This is a genomic window from Ruegeria sp. BC1 (assembly GCF_056539305.1).
In genome coordinates, this window is sequence record NZ_JBQFUT010000001.1 from 942,903 (window position 1) to 963,463 (window position 20,561).

The following is a 20,561-nucleotide window of genomic DNA, read 5'->3' on the forward strand; positions in this document are numbered from 1 at the left end:
CGTGGTCAGTGCCATCCTGACAAGCGTTAAAGGGAGCCCGGGATGAAGAAGATCGAAGCGATCATCAAGCCGTTCAAACTGGACGAAGTGAAAGAGGCGCTACAGGACGTGGGTGTCCAGGGCCTGAGCGTGATCGAGGTAAAGGGTTTTGGCCGTCAGAAAGGTCACACCGAACTCTATCGCGGCGCGGAATACGTGGTCGACTTTCTGCCCAAGGTGAAGGTCGAGGTTGTGCTGGACGACGATCAGGTCGATGCCGCAATCGAAGCTATCGTATCCGCTGCAAAAACAGACAAAATCGGCGACGGCAAGATTTTTGTCTCACCCGTTGAACAAGCCATTCGCATCCGTACCGGCGAGACCGGCTCGGAAGCACTGTAACAAGACCAAATCTTCAATTCAGAGGAATCAAGAGAATGAGCAAGGACGCAGTTCTTCAGCTGATCAAGGACGAAGACGCCGAATACGTCGACGTTCGTTTCACCGACCCCCGCGGTAAACTGCAGCACGTGACCCTGATGGCAGATCAGGTCGACGAGGACTTCTTGGAAGAAGGGTTCATGTTTGACGGATCGTCCATCGCGGGCTGGAAGTCGATCGAAGCATCCGACATGAAGCTGATGGTCGATACCGAAAGCGCATATGTCGATCCGTTCTATGCAGAAAAAACCATCTGCGTGCACTGCTCGGTTGTCGAACCCGACACCGGCGAAGCCTATGAGCGTGACCCGCGCGGCACCGCCCAGAAGGCCGAAGCATACCTGAAGGCATCGGGTATCGGTGACGTTGCCTATATGGGGCCCGAAGCCGAATTCTTCCTTTTCGATGACGTACGTTTCTCGAACACTATCAACAAAGTATCGTACGAAGTTGATGCAACTGACGCGTCGTGGAACACCGACACCGAGTACGAGATGGGCAACATGGGCCACCGTCCTGGCGTCAAGGGCGGTTACTTCCCAGTCAACCCGATCGACGAAGCGCAAGACCTGCGGTCCGAGATGCTGTCGACCATGAAACGTCTGGGAATGAAGGTCGACAAACACCACCACGAGGTTGCTTCGTGCCAGCACGAGCTGGGCCTGATCTTCGACAGCCTGACCAAGCAGGCCGACGAGCTGCAAAAGTACAAATATGTCATCCACAACGTAGCGCACGCCTATGGCAAATCGGCGACCTTCATGCCGAAGCCGATCGCAGGTGACAACGGCACCGGCATGCACGTGAACATGTCGATCTGGAAAGACGGCAAGCCTCTGTTCGCTGGCGACAAATACGCCGACCTGTCGGACGAGGCCCTTTGGTTCATCGGCGGTGTTCTTAAGCACGCCAAAACCCTGAACGCCTTCACTAACCCGTCGACCAACAGCTACAAGCGTCTGATCCCGGGCTTCGAGGCCCCTGTTCTGCGCGCTTATTCTGCTCGTAACCGCTCGGGCTGTGTCCGTATTCCTTGGACCGAAAGCCCGAAAGCCAAGCGCGTCGAGGCCCGATTCCCCGATCCGGCCGCAAACCCCTACTTGGCGTTTGCCGCTCTGCTGATGGCCGGCTTGGACGGCATCAAGAACAAGATCGATCCGGGCGAAGCCATGGACAAGAACCTGTACGATTTGCCTGCCGAAGAACTGGCCGACATCCCGACAGTTTGCGGCTCGCTGCGTGAGGCTTTGGAATCTCTGGCGGCCGATCACGACTTCCTGCTGCAGGGCGACGTGTTCACCAAAGACCAGATCGACGGCTACATCGCACTGAAGATGGAAGAGGTCGAAACCTACGAGCACACCCCGCACCCGGTTGAATACGGCATGTACTACAGCTGCTGATCCGGTTCTGGGTTCAAATCTGCAGGGGCGTCCAATTGGGCGCCCTTGTTTCGTTTGACGCGATCTTCCACACTTGTCCTACCCGGTTAGGAGAGATCGCATGACGTCTGACACCCCTTTCTCGCGATACAAGGATTTCGTGACCTCGGAAGAGGAGCTTGAGCAAATAACCGGTGCGCCTCTGCCCCAGATAATCGCAAAAGAAATACCCGCACTGGATCAGATGTGCCGCGACTTTATCGCCGCATCCCCATTCTGCCTGATTGCATCTGCCAATCCCGGCGGACACCTGGATATCTCACCGCGAGGCGACCCGGCGGGGTTTGTTGACGTGCTGTCCGACACCTTGATCGCTATACCGGATCGGCCGGGCAATAAACGGGTCGATACGTTTCACAACGTCCTTCAGGACCCCCGCGTCAGCCTGATTTTCTTTGTCCCCGGCAAGATGGAAACGCTGCGCCTGCGCGGCACCGCGCGGATTTGCAAAGACCCTGACCTGCTTAAAGATATGGCCGTGAATGACCATGCGCCCAAACTGGCTTTGCTTATCCATGTCGATACGGTGTTTGCGCATTGCCCCAAATGCGTCATCCGCGCGAACCTTTGGCAGCCCGATCAATGGCCGGACTCATCAGATCTGCCGAATATGAACGCGATGATGGTCAAACATGCGAAGATCAATTCTACGCCAGAGGAATGGTTCGAAAGCCTGAAAGAAACTGGGGAACTGGATCTGTATTAACTCCTTTTCGGAATTCAAAAGGCAGCGTAGGCTTGCACAGATTTTTTTTGTTTTGGAATTCTCTCATGCTTCGCTTGGCCCTCATACTCTCACTATCCCTGCCAACGCTGGCTGTCGCCGCGCCCTGCGGCAATACCAGTCAGGGATTCGAAGCCTGGAAGCAGGATTTCGCCAAACAGGCCAAGCGTGCCGGCGTCAAAAAGAAGGGGCTTCAGGCGTTGGCCCAGTCGCAATACGCAACCCGCACGATTGCGGCGGACCGTAATCAGAAGAGCTTCAAGTACTCGCTGGATAAATTCATGCGTGTACGCGGAGCTGACACGATTGTTGCACAGGGCCGCAAGCGTAAAGCACGCAATCCACAATTCTATGCCGCGTTGGAGCGTCAGTATGGCGTTCCAAGCGGTGTTCTGATCGCAATTCACGGAATGGAAACCGGATTTGGGAATTTTATGGGCGACAGTCAGGTTGTTTCAGCAATAACAACTCTGGCCTATGATTGTCGCCGATCCGAGTTCTTCATACCCCACGCGATCGGCGCTCTGAAACTCGTCGATCAAGGCAGCATTACGACCGCCACCAGAGGGGCGAAACATGGCGAACTTGGGCACACACAGTTCCTGCCAGGAAACGCTTTGACCTATGGGGTCGATGCCACTGGTGACGGCAGGGTCGACTTCTACAATATGACGGATGCGCTGGCCTCAACTGCCAATTTTCTACGCCAGAAAGGCTGGAAGCCGGGGCGTGGCTATCAACCTGGGCAACCTAACTTCAAAGTGATCCAGCAATGGAACGCTGCATCGGTCTACCAGCAATCAATCGCAATTATGGCGGCCCGAATCGACGGCTGACAATCGCCGCAATCTTGCACCGCTTGCCCCTAATCCGGACACATTTTCGCCACAGACGTTAAAAAGCCCTTAAAATGCCTAGGTTTCCATAGAGTAATCAATCCTTTCGATTTTTCACTTTTTTCCATTTTCGCCAAATTCTGCCCCATATCCGCTGTTAACTTGGTTCCCAAGACAGGATGCGACAAAGGAATGCGCGGTGACTCCGAAGCACAGCTATCACGGTGGTCTGCAATTCAACGGCGAGATCGACGGCGCGATCGAACGCTTCAGCACCATTGTTGCAACGACTCTACGAGATTATGGTCATCTGGTCGAACGTCAGAACGCCCTGAGTTCCACCGAAGCCAGCATTGTCTCCAGTCAGTATCTGGTTCGCCTAACCCTCGACACTCAGGTGATCGGAACCGAAGATCGGTTCGAACGCTTGGACCGCGCTGCGGGTCTTAAGACCGCTCAAAGACCGATTGCCACCCTGCCACAGAACCGGCTGACGATCACAATCTCTCCGGTGTCCGCACTGTTAGACGACGCCGAGATTTCAGAACTGATGCTGGTGGTCATCCTGTATCGCATGGTCGACATCTGCGCCACCCAGCGAGTCGAATGGTTGTCGCCGAACACTGTGCTGACCATCGAACAGTTCATGAGCGCATTCGACACTCTTACCCCCTCCAAACCACGAAACAGGAAACAAATATTCGAGGCAGTGACAGGTCCGTTCGCGGGTCTAGACATTTCTGAAGAAGAACTGGATGAGCCACAAAAAGAGGCGCAGAAACCTGTAGCCCGGCCAATCCAGCTGTCGGATGAGCAGTTGCTCAGCATCGCCTTCCGGACAGAACCTACCGAGCAGTCAACAGATGGAGACGAAGGCACGCGCTCCCTCGACCACGAAAAGCCCAGTGATATCCTGCGACTGACCAGTTGGGGATTGACCGGGGCCGTGGCTAGCGTGTCGGTTCCCATCGCGGCCTCCATGGCCGCAGTGAACCTGATCAGGGGCGAAGATTTTCGCTTCAATACTCAGGTACTCGCCTACACCGTCGCAATCTCGGCTCTCAGCACAAGCGGAGCTTTCGCCGGTGTCGCCAACGCGTTGGGCATTTAGCACTGAACCTTAAGACCCTCCTTGGAGGCCCCGCCATCAGGCGGGGTTTTCCATTTCGTGCAGGTGTTCAGCTGCAAGCACGTAGGTATGGATTGAAAAGACTACGGCCTGCGTTTCTGGTAGACGCAATAAGGTTTGCCGCTCACTGCGTAGGTAACGCGCCGTTTTCGGCCCTTTGATTTCCCTACGATTGTCGGTGCTGCGCGGCTGGTGCAACTCGGCGTCATCATACCACAGCGTATTGAACCGCCACAGCGGCCGATCCGGTTGAATTCCATCAAACAACCGCTGCACGCGACGCGCGATATCCGCATCATAGTTGGCGACGGGGATGTGAATATCGATCAGCGGACGCATGAATTTTTCGGACAGTTGCCAACTGGCCGGGAAACACAGAATGGCACCGGTCAAAACGTGCTCGTCCCCGTGCTTTTGCAGGACACAGAAGTCCTCTTGAACCAGCTTGCACAAAGTATCCATGGGGCGATCCCGATCGACCTGAACCTCACGTCCGTCCGGGCGGGTCACATGATCTGTGCATCCCGGATTTGCGTGAAGCAGAACCATGTCTAATAGCTCTTGCACCGCGGGCTCTGCGCTGGGGTCTAACACCAGAACATCCGGGCGATGCTCGGCCAGTAGCGACTCGCGCCGCGCCATCTGAGCAGCATACGCGTCGTCAACGTGCAACCAGTTTTCCATGCTGGTTGGCTGGATACCCGGCAGAGGGCGCGGTTTCAGCGGATCATAGGGAATCGAGGTTTGCAAAATCGGTGTCATAACATCGGCCTAACACTTGGCCGTATTCATGTCGGTCAAAAAGCGACTGGTAGGCGGTCGCAATCATTCAAGACGCCACAGAAATGATTCTCCACGCTTGAATCAGGCAGGGAGGCCCACCATGAACCAGCATTACCGCGACAGCCGCAAAATTGACCCAAACAAGGGCACATCACTGGGCGACGGCACACCCAATGACAATGACCGGATCGAGATTGGACCGACCCAACTGGCCTTTGCCGAATGGGAACAAGCCGGACTGGTCTTGCCCGACCTTGCCCAGATGCGGGAATATCGGTGGAAACGCCTGACCAAAGCAGTCGTAGATCGCGGTTATGGCGGGTTGTTGATGTTTGACCCGCTGAACATTCGCTATGCCACCGACAGCACCAATATGCAGCTGTGGAACACACACAACCCGTTTCGGGCGGTCCTCCTGTGCGCCGATGGATATATGGTGATCTGGGACTATAAGAACTCTCCGTTCCTGTCGAAATTCAACCCTCTGGTACGGGAACAGCGCTCGGGCGCGGACCTGTTTTATTTCGACCGTGGCGACAAGGTAGAGGTTCAGGCCGACGTGTTCTCGAACGAGGTGCGCAAACTGATCGAAGATCACGGCGGCGGGAACAAACGCTTGGCGGTGGACAAGATCATGCTTCACGGCCTGCGTGCTCTGGAAGCGCAGGGATTCGAGATCATGGAGGGTGAAGAAGTCACCGAAAAATCCCGTGCCGTGAAAGGGCCCGACGAAATCCTGGCCATGCGTTGCGCTCACCATGCTTGCGAAACCGCCGTGGCCGAGATGGAGAAGTTTGCTCGTGCCAATGTGGGTGACGGAAAGACATCGGAAGATGATATCTGGGCCGTTCTGCACGCTGAAAACATCCGGCGTGGGGGTGAGTGGATCGAAACCCGCCTGCTGGCTTCAGGTCAGCGCACAAATCCGTGGTTTCAGGAATGCGGCCCTCGGATCACTCAAAAGAACGAGATCATCGCCTTTGATACCGATCTGATCGGGTCCTACGGCATCTGCATCGACATCTCGCGTACATGGTGGATTGGGGACGAAAAACCCCGCCCCGACATGATCTATGCGATGCAGCACGCGCATGAGCACATCATGACCAATATGGAAATGCTCAAACCCGGCGTTATGATCCCCGAATTGACAGCCAATGCACATAAGTTGGACGGCAAGTTTCAGGCGCAGAAATACGGCTGCCTGATGCACGGAGTCGGCCTGTGTGATGAATGGCCCCTTGTCGCTTACCCGGACAAGGCAGTGGCGGGCTCCTATGACTATCCATTGGAACCCGGCATGGTTTTGTGCGTCGAAGCCGCGGTCGGCGAGGTTGGCGGTGATTTCTCGATCAAACTCGAAGATCAGGTTCTGATCACCGAGGACGGGTATGAGAACCTCACCACCTACCCATTCGATCCCCAACTGATGGGATTGGCGTGACCGATTAGTTCGTCCAATTCGAACGCCGAACGTTACCGTGCCAGTCTTCTGACACGATATGGCCTGCCTCGACGTTGGTCGGGGCAGCCTGCGGCCAATGCTGTCCGAGAGTGAAACCGATAACCCCGGTCACAGCGATAACAATCAAAATATCCGGGCGAAGAACGACGCCACGCGGGGCGGATGCGGTATATGACATTTGAGCCTCCATGATTGGGCGATTGAGATAGCTGCAATATGAGGGCTTTGACGATATTCCGGAAACGAATATTTGAATGCCATGCGATCACGAAACGTGATGCATTTCAAACCACGGACGCTGACGTGTCTGACCCGATCAACTATCCTGCTCTCACCTTCCCGTGACGCGTCTTACAATGGGGTTGAGCCACCCGACGGTTGCACACAGTATTAGGTTCATCCCGAAATGTAAGGAACTGTCATGCCCACCGAACGCATTACATTTGCCGGTCACGACGGCAACAAGTTGGCTGCGCGTCTGGATTTGCCGGATGGGCCGGTGCTCGCGACGGCTCTGTTCGCGCATTGCTTTACCTGCTCTAAGGACATTCCCGCCGCACGTCGCATCTCTGCAAGGCTGGCGGCGATGGGTATAGCTGTTTTACGCTTTGATTTCACGGGGCTGGGTCATTCGGGGGGCGAATTCGCCAATACAACCTTCACCTCAAACGTCGAAGACTTGATTGCCGCTTCGCATTATCTGGCGGGTCGCAACATGGCGCCAGCGATGCTGATCGGTCATTCGCTGGGCGGCGCAGCCGTTTTGCGTGCGCGTGCCGGAATTCCAAGCGTCAAGGCCGTGGTCACGCTGGGCGCACCCGCCGATCCCGGGCATGTCGCCCACCATTTCGAAGATGCGCTGCCACAAATCCAACAGGACGGTTCCGCCGAGGTCATCTTGGGTGGTCGCCCCTTCCGGATCAGCAAAGCCTTTGTCGACGACATCTCGGAATCAGCTTTGACCCCTGCGATTGCAGACTTGAAGGCCGCACTTCTTATTCTGCATGCGCCACGGGATGAGACCGTCAGTATCGACAATGCCAGCGCGATTTTTCTCGCCGCCAAGCACCCCAAGAGCTTTATCACACTGGATGATGCTGACCATCTGATCACACGGGCATCAGACGCTGAATACGCCGCAGAAGTGATCGCAGCTTGGGTCAAGCGCTATGTCGCCCTGTGCCCGCCTGCCCCGCCGCCCGGCGCACCTGAAGGCGTCGTTCGCGTAACCGAGGTTGATCCGGCCGGGTTCCTGCAAGACATTCAGTCTGGCCCCCGCCACCACGCCGTGGCAGACGAACCCGCATCCTATGGCGGTACCGACCGGGGCATGTCACCTTACGGTTTTGTGTCCTCGGGATTGGGTGCCTGTACGTCAATGACAATCCGCATGTATGCACGGCGCAAACGGTGGCCGTTGACGGGTATAACGGTTGATGTTTGCCACAATAAGGTTCACGCACAGGACGCTGGTCTAGTTGGTGATGGCAAGATTGACCAGTTCCGTCGAAAAATCCGCCTGGAAGGCCCCCTAGATCAGGAACAGCGCACGCGTTTTTTGGAGATCGCGGACAAGTGTCCGGTCCACCGTACGTTGGAAGGCTCAGCCCATATCACCACCGAACTGATTTCGAACTGAGCCCCGCCGACGGACAGCGAGGATTTCAATCTTGATGCGTTTGTAAGCGACTGTTAGCCATGCGGGCATGGAAAAGCAGATTGTTTGTATCAATTGGGGCACCGCTTACGGCGCCCCATACATAAACCGGCTCTACAAGATGGTGCGCGCGAACACGACGCCGCCATTTCGGTTTGTCGCCTTTACCGATACCACCGAAGGTGTCGATCCAGGCGTCGAGTGTTTCGATCTGCCTGAAATGCCCGGATTCATGCCGGAACGGACCATCGGGAAGTGGCCCAAGTCCCGCTTGTGGGCGCCCGAATTAGGCGATTTGAAAGGCCCGTTCCTGTTTCTGGACCTTGACGTGGCCATCACGTCTTCGCTGGATCCATTCTTTGAGTTTGGCGAGGAAGATGACGTCGTCTTGGCCCGCAACATTGCCAAGCCTCTGCACAAACTGGGGCAGACGTCGATTTACCGGATGCCGGTCGGCGCTTTGGCGCCGCTGCAGGACATTTTCGCAGCAGACCCACAAGGCGTCGCCGACAAGTATAGGTTCGAACAGCACTTCGTCACCAAGAACGCCCCGAACGGTATTAAATTCTGGCCCACGGGATGGGTGCGCCATTTTCGGATCGAGTGCATTCCGACCTTCCCGCTGAACTACTTCATCGAACCCCAAGAACCCAAAAAAGCGCGTGTGGTCATTTTCGCAGGCGGCCTAAACCCGACCGACGCGATACTTGGTCAGTATAACGACGCAAACCCGCACCTGCCCCCTTGGCAGCACATCAAGCGTGCCTTGAAGTCCAAGAAAAAGATCAAATCGCTGAGACAGTTCATCTGGCCCGCAACCTGGGTCAAAAGGGTGTGGGAACAGGCCGGTCAGGATCAGAAACCGACCTAAATTCACCGCACACTCCTGTCGGGGTCAAACCGTCATAAAGCCTGACTCCGGATCCATTCACCGCCGCGGTCTGGCCGGGCGGTGGATTGGTGGACGGGCCGTAGGTGGACGCGCTACAGGTGGGCGCGGCCGTGCAGGAGGTTTGGCAATCGGTGGTTTTGGCCTTGCAGGCGGCTTACCTTCCGGCGGCTTCGGCCTTGGTGGCCGGTCCACGTCAATGTCCACATCGACATCATGGTAATAATCATTCCAAAGCATCGAGTCATAAAAAGGGTCATACCCATATCCCACCCCGACCGTGACTCCATCGCATGCAGACAAAGTCAGGCTGGCTGCTCCAAGACTCAATGCAAGAAACGCACGTTTGATAAATCTGGGTGTCATTTGTGCGCCTCCTTACTGCAAGGACCGGAACGATGCGAACACGGCGTTCAGATCGTCGACATATGCCGGATCAGCCCCATCGCGCAGGATAGCGACAACAACCGCCACGCGTCCTCTCGGCAAGTCGATCACGGTGGCCGTAAAGTTTATGCCCCGCCCGTCCCGGTTGCCGGCACCCCGGATCACCCGTGCGGGCAGTCCGCCAACGCGGGTGTCTGATGTACTGGATATCTTCGGGTCCTTGACCAGAAACTTGTCGATATCCTCAAGATACTGCAGCCCGCCTTCGATCGAAGCGACGCCCGTAGGCGATACAAACCCCATCCAGACATTGTCGTCAGTCACAGGCCGCACTCCCATGACGCGGGCAACAGCACGAGGATCGCCCAACTCGGTATCCTCAATCTCTCGCGGGCCGCCTGTGCGCACAGCCCAAAAGTCTGGTACGGCGAAACTGAATAAGGCACGACCTTCGTCGGTATAGGTAACCGGAGTATCCGCTGATGCCGGTGCCGCGGCGCCGAACCAAAGGGCGGCGCAGGCACAAAGGCATGATCCAGATAAAATACGCATATCTCAATAACCTGATGATTTCACTGACATCAGATTGACCTTTACCGACCCGTTTTGTCCAGCACTGGGTTTGTCTGTCAGTTCATCGCACAAACGCCCACAGCATCATGCTGGCCGGTATCAGAGGGCTAAAAGCAGGGCAAACCGTCTCATGCCTGCACTCGCGGCTTGTTCCCCAAGGGTTGCACGTTTAAACCCCGCGCCAACGCCTCATCCAAATTACAAAAGGTCCTGTCGCCAATGATCCCCCGTTATTCCCGCCCTGAAATGGTTGCTATCTGGTCGCCCGAGACCAAGTTCCGCATCTGGTACGAGATCGAGGCGCATGCCTGTGACGCCATGGCCGATCTGGGCGTGATCCCGCGTGAAAACGCCGACGCCGTATGGAAGGCCAAGGACGTGGAATTTGACGTCGCCCGCATCGACGAGATTGAGGCCGTCACCAAGCACGATGTCATCGCTTTCCTCACCCATTTGGCCGAACATGTCGGCAGCGAAGAGGCGCGTTTCGTGCATCAGGGCATGACCAGCTCGGACGTGCTGGACACCTGCTTAAACGTGCAGTTGACCCGCGCCGCCGACATGCTGATTGCCGACCTCGAAGGTCTGCTGGCTGCGCTGAAGCGCCGCGCCATCGAACATAAGGACACCGTCCGCATCGGCCGCAGCCACGGTATTCACGCCGAGCCCACCACCATGGGCCTGACCTTCGCGCGCTTCTACGCCGAGATGGACCGCAACCTGTCGCGGATGCGCGATGCCCGTGCCGAGATCGCCACCGGAGCAATTAGTGGTGCGGTCGGCACCTTCGCCAATATCGACCCCCGTGTCGAAGAACATGTCTGCGAGAAATTGGGCCTTGTCCCTGAACCAATCAGCACGCAGGTAATCCCCCGCGATCGCCACGCCGCCTTCTTTGCCACACTGGGCGTCATCGCCAGCAGCATTGAAAACATCGCTATCGAGATACGTCACATGCAGCGCACCGAGGTGCTGGAGGGGGCTGAGTTCTTCTCGATGGGTCAGAAAGGCTCCTCGGCAATGCCGCACAAGAAGAACCCTGTCCTGACAGAAAACCTGACCGGTCTGGCACGCATGGTGCGCGCGGCCGCGATCCCGGCGATGGAGAACGTGGCGCTGTGGCACGAGCGCGATATCTCGCATTCCTCGGTTGAACGCATGATCGGGCCGGATGCCACCATCACGCTGGATTTTGCGCTGGCTCGGCTGACAGGTGTAATCGACAAGATGTTGATCTTCCCTGAGAATATGATGGAGAACATGAACAAGTTCCCCGGTCTGGTCATGAGCCAGCGGGTTCTGCTGGCACTGACCCAAGCCGGTGTCAGCCGCGAGGATGCTTATGCCATGGTGCAGCGCAACGCGTTGAAAGTGTGGGAACACCGCACTGACTTCAAAGAAGAATTGCTGGCAGACGCCGATGTCACTGCGGCACTGAGCCCTGAAGAGATCGAAGAGAAATTCGACCTTGGCTATCACACCAAACATGTCGATACGATCTTTGCGCGCGTGTTCGGCGAATAAGTAAAGACTAATCAACTGGTTCCAGGGGCCCGGTTCGCATGTCGCGACCCGGGCCCTGTTCTTTTGCCAGACGGGACAAAATCGGCTATGCTGTCGTTGTATTTCCGAACAGGAGAAACCGCATGATCCGTACACTCATTTGCGCATTGGCCCTAAGCTTTACCGCCTCCGCCGCTCTGGCATGCAACGGCCATTCTAAGCAAACCCAGTCCTGCGCGGACGGGACATACTGGGATACCGAAACCCAGACCTGCGCAAAAATCGTCAACAGCTGAGAAAACTTTTCCTACTTGTGAATAAAAGCGAGGGCGCGATTGTTAGCTTTTCATCAGATCGCGCTAGCTTGATGAGAGCAGCCTAAAGAACGGAGTAGGAAAATGCGCCTCGTATTAGTTTCAGCTATTGCCTTTCAGGCCTTTGTCTTCGCACCTGCATTGCACGCCGCAGGCGGCGACGCGGGTGCCCCACCCAAACCAACGAATACAACCAAAAAATGCCTGTTCGGCCGCGTTTACGACAAAGACGCCGGGCGCTGCGTGAAGCCCAACAAGACCAACTTTACCGAAGACGAGCTGTACGACGCCGTGCGCGAGCTGGCCTATGACGGGCAATTCGCACACGCGCAGGACGTTCTGCGCATCATGGATCAAAACGACGACCGCGTTCTGACCTACTGGGGATTTACCTACCGCAAAATGGGCGAGCTGGAGCTGGCCAACACCTTCTACAACAACGCAATCAAGACCAACCCCGACAACATTTTGGCCCGCAGTTACATGGGTCAGGGCTTTGTTGCCGAAGGCAAAACCGATCTGGCCATTGAACAATGGCGCGAAATCAAGGCGCGCGGTGGCGAAGGCACCTGGGCCGAGGCGTCGCTGCGCGAAGCAATCCGGACCGGGCTGACCTATAGCTACTAGGCTTCAGCCTTTCTTTACCCGACTCTTCCTACACTGCCTGTGGACTTAAACTTTGAAACCGCAGGCAGATGCAGGAAACAAGCACATTGATACAGGGGGCAACGGCATTGCCAGGGATTAGCGACGACGCACCTCGTGTCGTTCCACAGTCCCTCAGCAATCGGCAGAAGGCCGCGGTGGTTGTGCGGCTGTTGTTGAACGAAGGCGCGGATATTCCGCTGGAAGAGCTTCCCGACGCGTTGCAGGAAAAGCTGACCCATCAACTGGGTGAAATGGGTCTGGTGGATCGCGTAACACTGGATACTGTGGCTGGCGAGTTTGCAGATGCGCTCGACAGCGTCGGCCTGTCCTTCCCACACGGATTGGCAAGCGCGCTAGACGCTGTTGATGGCAAGATAGCCCCGTCGACGGCCGCCCGCCTTCGCAAAGTGGCGGGTGTGCGCCAGATCGGTGACCCGTGGGACCGCCTGCGCGAAACCCCCACTGAAGATTTAGCCGTGATGGCACAGGCGGAAAGCACTGAAATCGCCGCCGTGATGATGTCCAAACTGGACACGGCCAAAGCTGCGCAACTGTTGGGACAGCTGCCTGGTCCCGTCGCGCGCCGGATTACCTTTTCGATCTCAAAAACAGCCAACGTCACGCCCGAGGCCGTCGAGCGCATTGGCTGGTCGCTTGCCGCGCAGTTGGATCAAAAACCGTCGCAAGCCTTCGCCGACGACCCCGGCGCGCGCGTTGGGGCAATCCTGAACCAATCGTCTGCATCCACCCGCGATGGGCTGCTGACTGCACTGGACGAAGAGGATTCGGATTTTGCCAGCGTTGTGCGCCGGTCGATCTTTACCTTCGCACACATTCCCACCCGGATTCTGCCGCGCGACGTACCTTCGATTTTGCGCGGTGTGGACCAAGGTGATCTGGTCACCGCCATGGCTGGCGCTGCATCTGAAGGTGACCGAACCACCGCAGATTTTTTGTTGTCGAATATGTCCGGCCGGATGGCCGATAACCTTCGCGAAGAGATAGATGAGCGTGGCCAAGTCAAGCAGTCCGAAGCAGAAGAAGCTATGACGCTTATCGTCGGCGCCATTCGGGCGTTTGTCGATGACGGTGTAATAAATCTCATTGAAGAGGATACCGACGATTGACCGCGCCGCGTCGTATCCTTTGCTGTACAATTGATCGGGGCGCTTGTGGTCTGCGAAAGCGCCTTGTATGTCTGACCCGGCAAATTGCAACAGCCGGTGATACCAGATTATGCCCGTCGAAAAGTCGAAACTAAGCCGTTGGGCGCTTCGGAAATACTATATCACCGGATTGTTCCTGAAAGGTGTGATCGGCGCCATGCGCCTGTTGCCTTACGAACGGCGTATCGCAACAATGGGGGCTATTGTGCGCAATCTTGCCCCTTTGGTCGGGTTCACCAAACGGGTGCGGTATAACCTGAACCTCACCTGCCCTGACATGCCCGAAGCCGAGGTAAAACGCATCTGCCGCGAGGTGCCCGACAATGCGGGTCGCGCCATCATGGAGCACTTCTCGCCCGAAGGCTTCACTGAACGTCAGAGCAACGCAAAAGTGTCTGGTCCCGGTGTAGCAGCCTTTGACGCCGCTGTGGCCGAGGGGAGGCCGGTGATGATGATCACGGCCCATTTCGGTCACTATCTTGCAGCGCGTATCGCCCTTCAGGCCCGCTGCGGCCAACCCATCGGCTGTCTGTATCGCCGAATGGCCAACCCGTACTTCAACGACATGTATGTCGAGGCATTCTATAAGACCGGCTCGCCCATGTTCGAACAGGGCCGCCGTGGAATGGTCGAAATGGTCCGCTCACTCAAAAACGGCGGCATTATCGCCATCGTTTCGGACCTGCACGTCTATGGCGGTGAAAAGCTTAAATTCTTTGGCAGACAGGCCATCACATCCGTTGTGAACGCCGAACTGGCAATAAAACACAAGGCCGAGTTAATCCCATGCTACGCCGTGCGTCAGCCCAACGGCATTGATTTTGAAATCGTTCTGCACGAGCCGGTACCGCATACCGATGCCAAAACCATGACGCAGTTTACCAACGATGATCTGGAGGCGATGGTCAGGCAGCATATGGGTCAGTGGTTCTGGATTCACCGGCGCTGGAAGGCCTTGAACGGAATGATTCTGCAGCCAGAAGACCAGAGCTGATCATTCGACCTTTGCGGCCGCGACGATCGGGCCGTGCCCAGCTCTTTGTATCAGGACAACCGCTGGCAAGTCCGTGGTTAACTCGGCAGAGAACTGTTGCGGCGCGATCCCGTCCCATTGCCCTGCTATTAGCCAGGTTTCCACGACATTCGCATAGTCCAGTTCATGCCCGGCCAGTTCCCCCCGGCGGATCGAGGCATGGCGCAATGGTGAATACTGTACCAGCCGGACGTCATAGGATTCGCCAACCGGTAGCTCGACCGGAGTGGCATACACGGTCACATTATTGCCGGAACGCCGGGCCGTAACCGATGCCTCGGGAGCGGCTTTCAAATGTGCTTCGATCAGCCGGTCCAACTCGCCATGTTTCGCTCCGACTACATCGTGTTGACCATTCACCACCATCTGCGGAGTATAGATCATCGTCCGCCCACCTTGACGCGCATATTCACGTTGGCGATTGGTGTGGCCGGGATCGGCATACTCATCCTTCCACCCGATATAGTCCCAGTAATCGACGTGCAGAGCCAAGCCGATAACGTCGTCCCTTTTTGCCAGGTCATGCATAATCCGATCCGCTGGCGGACAGGATGAACACCCCTGAGACGTAAACAACTCGATCACCACAGGATCGCCTTCTGCCGCGACCGGGGCGGCAACAAGCAGAGAAAGTGCGGTGGCGATGGCGGCGGATCTGAACATGTCTGACCTCGGGCTGACAACTTTTTTGTCTGATTTCGATAAGGGACTTAAATGGTTTACCCCCTTAGCGCTTCACCCTCCAATCAAGGTTTCTTGAAATTTTGCTACAGGGAAGGCCAAAAATGTGTGCAACGGTATACAAAATTGCAGAACAACCATCTTGAGCCTTGAACCATCTGGAAACGTGTTACAGATATCAGTCAGCGAGTCCCATACTTCACGTCATTTGAGAGGGAGGCCAAAGATGCCCATCAAAGTCGGACAGGATACAGCCAAAACACGCCGCAACCTGAGCGTGAATGGCAAATCAGTTTCCTATTATTCGATACCCGCCGCACAAGAGGCCGGTCTGGGCGATTTTTCGCGCCTGCCCGCTGCATTGAAAGTTGTTCTGGAGAACATGCTGCGGTTCGAGGATGACGGGTTTTCCGTTTCGGTCGAGGATATCAAGGCGTTTGCCGAATGGGCAAATAACGACGGCAAGAACCCGCGTGAGATTGCCTATCGCCCTGCCCGCGTGCTCATGCAGGATTTCACCGGCGTTCCGGCGGTGGTCGATCTGGCCGCAATGCGCGACGGTATCAAGGGACTGGGCGGTGACGCACAGAAGATCAACCCACTGAACCCGGTTGATCTGGTCATCGACCACTCGGTCATGATTGACGAATTCGGCAACCCGCGCGCCTTTCAGATGAATGTGGATCGTGAATACGAACGGAACATGGAACGCTATCAGTTCCTGAAATGGGGTCAAAACGCGTTCAACAACTTCCGTGTTGTCCCCCCCGGCACTGGCATCTGCCACCAAGTCAATCTGGAATATCTGGCCCAAACCGTCTGGACCGACACCGACCAGAACGGAGATGAGGTCGCGTATCCTGACACGCTGGTCGGCACCGACAGCCACACCACCATGGTCAACGGCATGGCCGTTCTGGGCTGGGGCGTCGGCGGGATCGAGGCCGAGGCCGCGATGCTGGGTCAGCCGATCTCGATGCTGATCCCCGAGGTGGTTGGCTTTGAGCTGACCGGCCAACTGGTCGAAGGCACCACCGGCACCGATTTGGTTCTGAAAGTGGTCGAGATGTTGCGCGCCAAGGGTGTGGTCGGCAAGTTCGTCGAATTCTACGGCGAAGGTTTGGATCGTCTGCCTCTGGCCGACCGCGCCACAATCGCCAATATGGCGCCTGAATACGGCGCGACCTGTGGGTTCTTCCCCATCGACGGTGAGACCCTGCGTTATATGCGCAATACCGGCCGAGATGAGGATCGTCTTGCGCTGGTCGAAGCCTACGCCAAGGAAAACGGCTTCTGGCGGGATGAGAACTATGCACCAATCTACACCGACACCCTGTCGCTGGACATGGGCACCATCGTTCCTGCGATCTCGGGGCCGAAACGTCCGCAGGATTTCGTCGCCCTGACTGACGCAAAAACCGCCTTTACCAAAGAAATGGCTGAGACCTTCAAACGCCCCATGGGCAAAGAGGTTACCGTCAAAGGTGAAGATTACACGATGGAATCGGGCAAGGTCGTGATCGCCTCGATCACCTCCTGCACCAACACGTCGAACCCATACGTGATGATCGGCGCGGGTCTGGTTGCCAAAAAGGCGCACGAGCTCGGCCTGAACCGTCAGCCCTGGGTCAAGACTTCGCTGGCACCCGGATCTCAGGTCGTCTCGGAATACCTCGAGGCTGCTGGCCTGCAACAGCATCTGGACGCTATCGGATTCAATCTTGTCGGTTATGGCTGCACCACCTGCATCGGTAACTCGGGCCCAATCCAAAAGGAATTGTCCGAGGCGATCGCCGAAGGCGATCTGGTCGCCACCTCTGTCCTGTCAGGCAACCGAAACTTTGAAGGGCGGATCAGCCCGGATGTCCGTGCCAACTATCTGGCGTCACCACCGCTGGTGGTTGTGTATGCCTTGGCGGGAACAATGGATATTGATCTGACCTCGGAACCGATCGGTCAGGATAAGGACGGTAATGACGTCTTCATGAAAGACATCTGGCCCACTCAATGTGAAATTGCCGAGTTGGTCCAACAAACCGTTACGCGCGAGGCTTTCCAGTCGAAATACGCCGATGTTTTCAAGGGCGACGAGAAATGGCAGGCGGTCGAAACCACCGATGCCGAGACCTATGACTGGCCGCCCGCCTCGACCTATATCCAGAACCCGCCCTATTTTCAGGGTATGGGCCCGCAGCCAGGCACAATCTCGAATATCGAGGGCGCCAAAGTGTTAGCGGTGTTGGGCGATATGGTCACCACTGATCACATCTCGCCAGCGGGATCGTTCGCGACAACCACGCCTGCAGGTAAGTACCTGATTGAACGTCAGGTACAGCCGCGCGAGTTCAACTCGTACGGGTCGCGACGGGGCAACCACGAGGTCATGATGCGCGGCACCTTTGCCAATATCCGCATCAAGAACGAGATGCTGGACGGTGTAGAAGGCGGTTACACCAAGGGGCCGGATGGTCAGCAGACCTCAATCTACGATGCGTCGATGGCCTATCAGGCCGAGGGTGTGCCGTTAGTCGTCTTTGGTGGTGAGCAATATGGCGCGGGCTCGTCTCGCGACTGGGCGGCCAAGGGCACAGCGCTGTTAGGGGTCAAGGCCGTGATTGCCGAAAGCTTTGAGCGCATCCACCGCTCGAATCTGGTTGGCATGGGGGTCATTCCGTTCGAGTTCACCGGCGGTGACAATCGTAAAACACTTGGCCTTACAGGAGATGAGACAGTCTCGATTCACGGCTTGGACACGATTGAGCCGCTGCAAGAAGTCCCCTGCACCATCACCTTTGGCGACGGATCCAAAAAGACCATTACGCTGAAATGCCGGATCGATACCGCGCCCGAGATCGAGTACATCGAAAACGGCGGGGTGTTACAGTACGTTCTGCGCAACTTGGCAAAGTCTGACTGAGGCAAATCAGCCACTCGCCAGCCGACTCTGGGCAAACCCTGTCAATAGCAGGGTTTGCTACTTTACGTTGTTTTTGTTCTGAGCAATACTTTTTAGATAAAAACAATTATTTAGGGTACGTGAAATGACACTTTCTACTGAACAGCAGATGCTGGTTGAACAACGCCTCAGCAATGAAAAGAAATCGACCGCAGTTGCTTATCTGCTTTGGCTTTTCCTTGGCGGCTTTGGTGCGCATCGTTTCTATCTGGGGCGCACAGGCACAGCCGTTGCGATGTTGATCATGTTCATTGTCGGCTGGGCCACAGCTGCGTTTGTGGTGGGCTTGGCGCTGCTTATTCCACTGGGCATCTGGATGCTGGTTGATGCATTCCTGATCCCGGGAATGATCAACGAAGACGCCAACAGCAAGCGTTCGGCTATCGCCAACGAGATTTCCGTAATGTCGGGCGGAAACTAATCAACACGGGCGGCTGGGTCAGCTCCCTGCCGCTTTTTCCAACGCCGGGCGGATCGTACTTTCGATCACGCGTTGGGTGATCGGACCTGCAAAACGTAGGATAATGGTGCCCTCACCGTCGATCACATAGGTCTCCGGCACTCCGTACACGCCCCAGTCCAACCCCATGCGCCCCTGCTCATCCCGACCGATACCACGATAGGGGTCACCCAGTTCGGTCAGAAAGGCATCCGCGTTGGCAAGCTTGTCTTTGTAGTTGATCCCGTAAACCGGGATACCTTCCTCGGACAGGGCTTCCAGATTGGGGTGTTCGGCACGGCAAGGCGCGCACCAACTTGCCCAATAGTTCACCAGCTTGACCTCTCCGTCGCGCAATGTCTCGTCGCTGAACATCGTCTTGCCGGGGAATTCGGTCAGGACAACTGGCGGTGCAGGCTGCCCCTCGCGGGCAGACGGCAGCGCGTTGGGATCGTCGCGGAACATCCCTATCCCTGCCAACACGGCAAACGCACCGAAGATCAGGGGCGGCGCAATCATCAGGGGCGAGATCTTAGCCATTGCGCGTCATCCTTTGTTCGATCTTTTCCATCTCGGCCCGAACCTTGCGACCGCGCGCGATGCTGAACACGACCAACAGCGCCAACAGCACGATTGAGGCCGCGTAGGACCATAGGACCGTATCAGCGTATTTTCCAAGATCAGGGATCATTCGCTAACCCTTTCCCGCGCCAATAGCGCCTTGATCCGCCGCGCCCGGATTTCTGTTCCGGTGCGGTACAGAACCAGCGCGATGAACAGCAGCACAAACCCGATGATGCACAGCAGCAGTGGGTAGAAATAAATGTTGCTGACTTTTTCTTCGGTATCCGTTCCTGTCACCGCAGCCGCGCGCATCACCGACGCGCCCTGATGCAGCCCCTGGTTCCAGAAATTCACCGCGTACCGGCTGAGGAGTGCGAATACTGATCCCACCAAACACAGGACCGAAGTCAGATCGGCCGCAGTGTCGGGGTCTTCAATCGCTTCCCATAGCGCAACATACCCCAGATAGAACAGGAACAGGATCAGGAACGAGGTCAGGCGCGGGTCCCACTCCCACCAGGTGCCCCACATCGGCTGGCCCCAGATCGCGCCGGTGATCAGCGCAATCAGCGTCATTACAATACCAACCGGAGCAGCGGCGCGGGCTGCCAACGCGCTGACGTGGTGCCTCCGCACCAGCCAGACCAGCGAGGTCGCCAGCATCATCAGCCAGCAATTGATCGCCATCAGCGCGGCCGGAACATGCAGGTAGATGATCTTGACGGTCGAGCCCTGCTTGTAATCATCCGGTGTGAAGAAAAAACCCCAAACCAGCCCGACCACAATACAGGCGAGCGACGACACCCAGAAAAACGGCATCACCCGTTCACTGGTGGCAAGGAACTTGCGCGGATTGGCGTATTCCCAGAGGGCGTTGGCTTTGGCTGCGATAGACATGGGCCTTATCTAGTCCGAGTCGGGTGTGTTCTCAATTGACATCAGTCAAAGTTTG

General features: G+C 56.5%; 22 protein-coding genes. 15 read left to right on the plus strand and 7 right to left on the minus strand.

Translation table 11 applies throughout. The annotated features are described in order from the left end of the window. Positions 1-42 precede the first annotated feature (42 nt). The 5 genes from ACR0IY_RS04720 (at position 43) to ACR0IY_RS04740 (ending at position 4,533) form a co-directional block, all read left to right on the plus strand. Positions 43-381 carry a P-II family nitrogen regulator gene (locus ACR0IY_RS04720; protein WP_170325301.1) on the plus strand — a complete coding sequence of 113 codons (339 nt, stop codon included), beginning with the start codon at positions 43-45 and terminating at the stop codon, positions 379-381. Positions 382-416: 35 nt separating this feature from the next. Then, on the plus strand, positions 417-1,823 hold the full coding sequence (gene glnA / locus ACR0IY_RS04725) for a type I glutamate--ammonia ligase (protein ID WP_480670735.1): 1,407 nt from the start codon (positions 417-419) through the stop codon (positions 1,821-1,823). 100 nt (positions 1,824-1,923) lie between these two features. Then, positions 1,924-2,568: an MSMEG_1061 family FMN-dependent PPOX-type flavoprotein gene (locus ACR0IY_RS04730; protein WP_480670736.1), complete on the plus strand. Its 645-nt coding sequence runs from the start codon at positions 1,924-1,926 to the stop codon at positions 2,566-2,568. Between the two features lie 65 nt (positions 2,569-2,633). Next, complete coding sequence (locus ACR0IY_RS04735; RefSeq protein ID WP_480670738.1) at positions 2,634-3,422, plus strand: lytic murein transglycosylase; 789 nt, start codon at positions 2,634-2,636, stop codon at positions 3,420-3,422. A gap of 199 nt (positions 3,423-3,621) precedes the next feature. Further along, positions 3,622-4,533, plus strand: a complete 912-nt coding sequence (locus ACR0IY_RS04740) for a hypothetical protein (protein ID WP_480670740.1) — start codon at positions 3,622-3,624, stop codon at positions 4,531-4,533. 36 nt (positions 4,534-4,569) lie between these two features. Here the strand turns inward: ACR0IY_RS04740 and ACR0IY_RS04745 are convergent, their stop codons facing one another. Further along, entirely contained in the window at positions 4,570-5,313 is a 744-nt protein-coding gene (locus ACR0IY_RS04745) for a heme-dependent oxidative N-demethylase family protein (protein ID WP_480670742.1), read from the minus strand. Between the two features lie 121 nt (positions 5,314-5,434). Between ACR0IY_RS04745 and dddP the strand changes: the two genes are divergently transcribed. Further along, positions 5,435-6,778: a dimethylsulfonioproprionate lyase DddP gene (gene dddP, locus ACR0IY_RS04750; protein ID WP_480670744.1), complete on the plus strand. Its 1,344-nt coding sequence runs from the start codon at positions 5,435-5,437 to the stop codon at positions 6,776-6,778. 4 nt (positions 6,779-6,782) lie between these two features. Here the strand turns inward: dddP and ACR0IY_RS04755 are convergent, their stop codons facing one another. Then, positions 6,783-6,977 (minus strand): hypothetical protein, encoded by a 195-nt coding sequence (locus tag ACR0IY_RS04755; RefSeq protein WP_480670745.1) that lies wholly within the window; start codon positions 6,975-6,977, stop codon positions 6,783-6,785. A gap of 243 nt (positions 6,978-7,220) precedes the next feature. Here ACR0IY_RS04755 and ACR0IY_RS04760 point away from each other — a divergent pair, with 243 nt between their 5' ends. Beyond that, positions 7,221-8,438, plus strand: coding sequence for a bifunctional alpha/beta hydrolase/OsmC family protein (locus tag ACR0IY_RS04760; RefSeq protein ID WP_480670747.1), 1,218 nt, complete (start codon positions 7,221-7,223; stop codon positions 8,436-8,438). Positions 8,439-8,505: 67 nt separating this feature from the next. After that, positions 8,506-9,327, plus strand: coding sequence for a glycosyl transferase (locus ACR0IY_RS04765; RefSeq protein ID WP_480670749.1), 822 nt, complete (start codon positions 8,506-8,508; stop codon positions 9,325-9,327). A 396-nt stretch (positions 9,328-9,723) separates the two neighbouring features. Here ACR0IY_RS04765 and ACR0IY_RS04770 read toward each other — a convergent pair whose 3' ends face one another. Then, complete coding sequence (locus ACR0IY_RS04770; protein ID WP_480670751.1) at positions 9,724-10,284, minus strand: hypothetical protein; 561 nt, start codon at positions 10,282-10,284, stop codon at positions 9,724-9,726. Between the two features lie 240 nt (positions 10,285-10,524). Here ACR0IY_RS04770 and purB point away from each other — a divergent pair, with 240 nt between their 5' ends. The 5 genes from purB to ACR0IY_RS04795 all read left to right on the plus strand — a co-directional run bounded on the left by purB (position 10,525) and on the right by ACR0IY_RS04795 (position 14,930). Then, positions 10,525-11,829 carry an adenylosuccinate lyase gene (purB, locus tag ACR0IY_RS04775; RefSeq protein ID WP_480670753.1) on the plus strand — a complete coding sequence of 435 codons (1,305 nt, stop codon included), beginning with the start codon at positions 10,525-10,527 and terminating at the stop codon, positions 11,827-11,829. Positions 11,830-11,951: 122 nt separating this feature from the next. Continuing rightward, entirely contained in the window at positions 11,952-12,104 is a 153-nt protein-coding gene (locus tag ACR0IY_RS04780; protein ID WP_480670755.1) for a chitin-binding domain-containing protein, read from the plus strand. Between the two features lie 102 nt (positions 12,105-12,206). Next, positions 12,207-12,749, plus strand: coding sequence for a tetratricopeptide repeat protein (locus ACR0IY_RS04785; protein ID WP_480670757.1), 543 nt, complete (start codon positions 12,207-12,209; stop codon positions 12,747-12,749). Between the two features lie 68 nt (positions 12,750-12,817). Further along, positions 12,818-13,897, plus strand: coding sequence for a flagellar motor switch protein FliG (locus ACR0IY_RS04790; protein WP_480670759.1), 1,080 nt, complete (start codon positions 12,818-12,820; stop codon positions 13,895-13,897). Between the two features lie 109 nt (positions 13,898-14,006). After that, positions 14,007-14,930, plus strand: a complete 924-nt coding sequence (locus ACR0IY_RS04795; RefSeq protein WP_480670761.1) for a lysophospholipid acyltransferase family protein — start codon at positions 14,007-14,009, stop codon at positions 14,928-14,930. Here ACR0IY_RS04795 and ACR0IY_RS04800 read toward each other — a convergent pair whose 3' ends face one another. After that, positions 14,931-15,632: a DUF1223 domain-containing protein gene (locus ACR0IY_RS04800; RefSeq protein WP_480670763.1), complete on the minus strand. Its 702-nt coding sequence runs from the start codon at positions 15,630-15,632 to the stop codon at positions 14,931-14,933. A gap of 244 nt (positions 15,633-15,876) precedes the next feature. Here ACR0IY_RS04800 and acnA point away from each other — a divergent pair, with 244 nt between their 5' ends. Together acnA and ACR0IY_RS04810 are read left to right on the plus strand one after the other, a co-directional pair. After that, positions 15,877-18,567 carry an aconitate hydratase AcnA gene (acnA, locus tag ACR0IY_RS04805; protein WP_480670765.1) on the plus strand — a complete coding sequence of 897 codons (2,691 nt, stop codon included), beginning with the start codon at positions 15,877-15,879 and terminating at the stop codon, positions 18,565-18,567. Between the two features lie 124 nt (positions 18,568-18,691). After that, positions 18,692-19,027, plus strand: coding sequence for a TM2 domain-containing protein (locus tag ACR0IY_RS04810; RefSeq protein ID WP_480670768.1), 336 nt, complete (start codon positions 18,692-18,694; stop codon positions 19,025-19,027). 18 nt (positions 19,028-19,045) lie between these two features. Here ACR0IY_RS04810 and ACR0IY_RS04815 read toward each other — a convergent pair whose 3' ends face one another. Genes ACR0IY_RS04815 through ACR0IY_RS04825 form a run of 3 tightly spaced genes read right to left on the minus strand, consistent with a single transcriptional unit; the run spans position 19,046 to position 20,506 of the window. Next, positions 19,046-19,585, minus strand: a complete 540-nt coding sequence (locus ACR0IY_RS04815; protein ID WP_480670770.1) for a DsbE family thiol:disulfide interchange protein — start codon at positions 19,583-19,585, stop codon at positions 19,046-19,048. After that, entirely contained in the window at positions 19,578-19,736 is a 159-nt protein-coding gene (gene ccmD / locus ACR0IY_RS04820) for a heme exporter protein CcmD (protein WP_480670772.1), read from the minus strand. Before ccmD ends, ACR0IY_RS04815 begins: the two co-directional genes overlap by 8 nt. Beyond that, the gene (locus ACR0IY_RS04825) at positions 19,733-20,506 is read right to left on the minus strand and encodes a heme ABC transporter permease (protein WP_480670774.1); all 774 of its coding nucleotides are present in this window, start codon (positions 20,504-20,506) and stop codon (positions 19,733-19,735) included. The genes ccmD and ACR0IY_RS04825 overlap by 4 nt, the downstream gene beginning before the upstream one ends. Between the last annotated feature and the right edge of the window lie 55 nt (positions 20,507-20,561).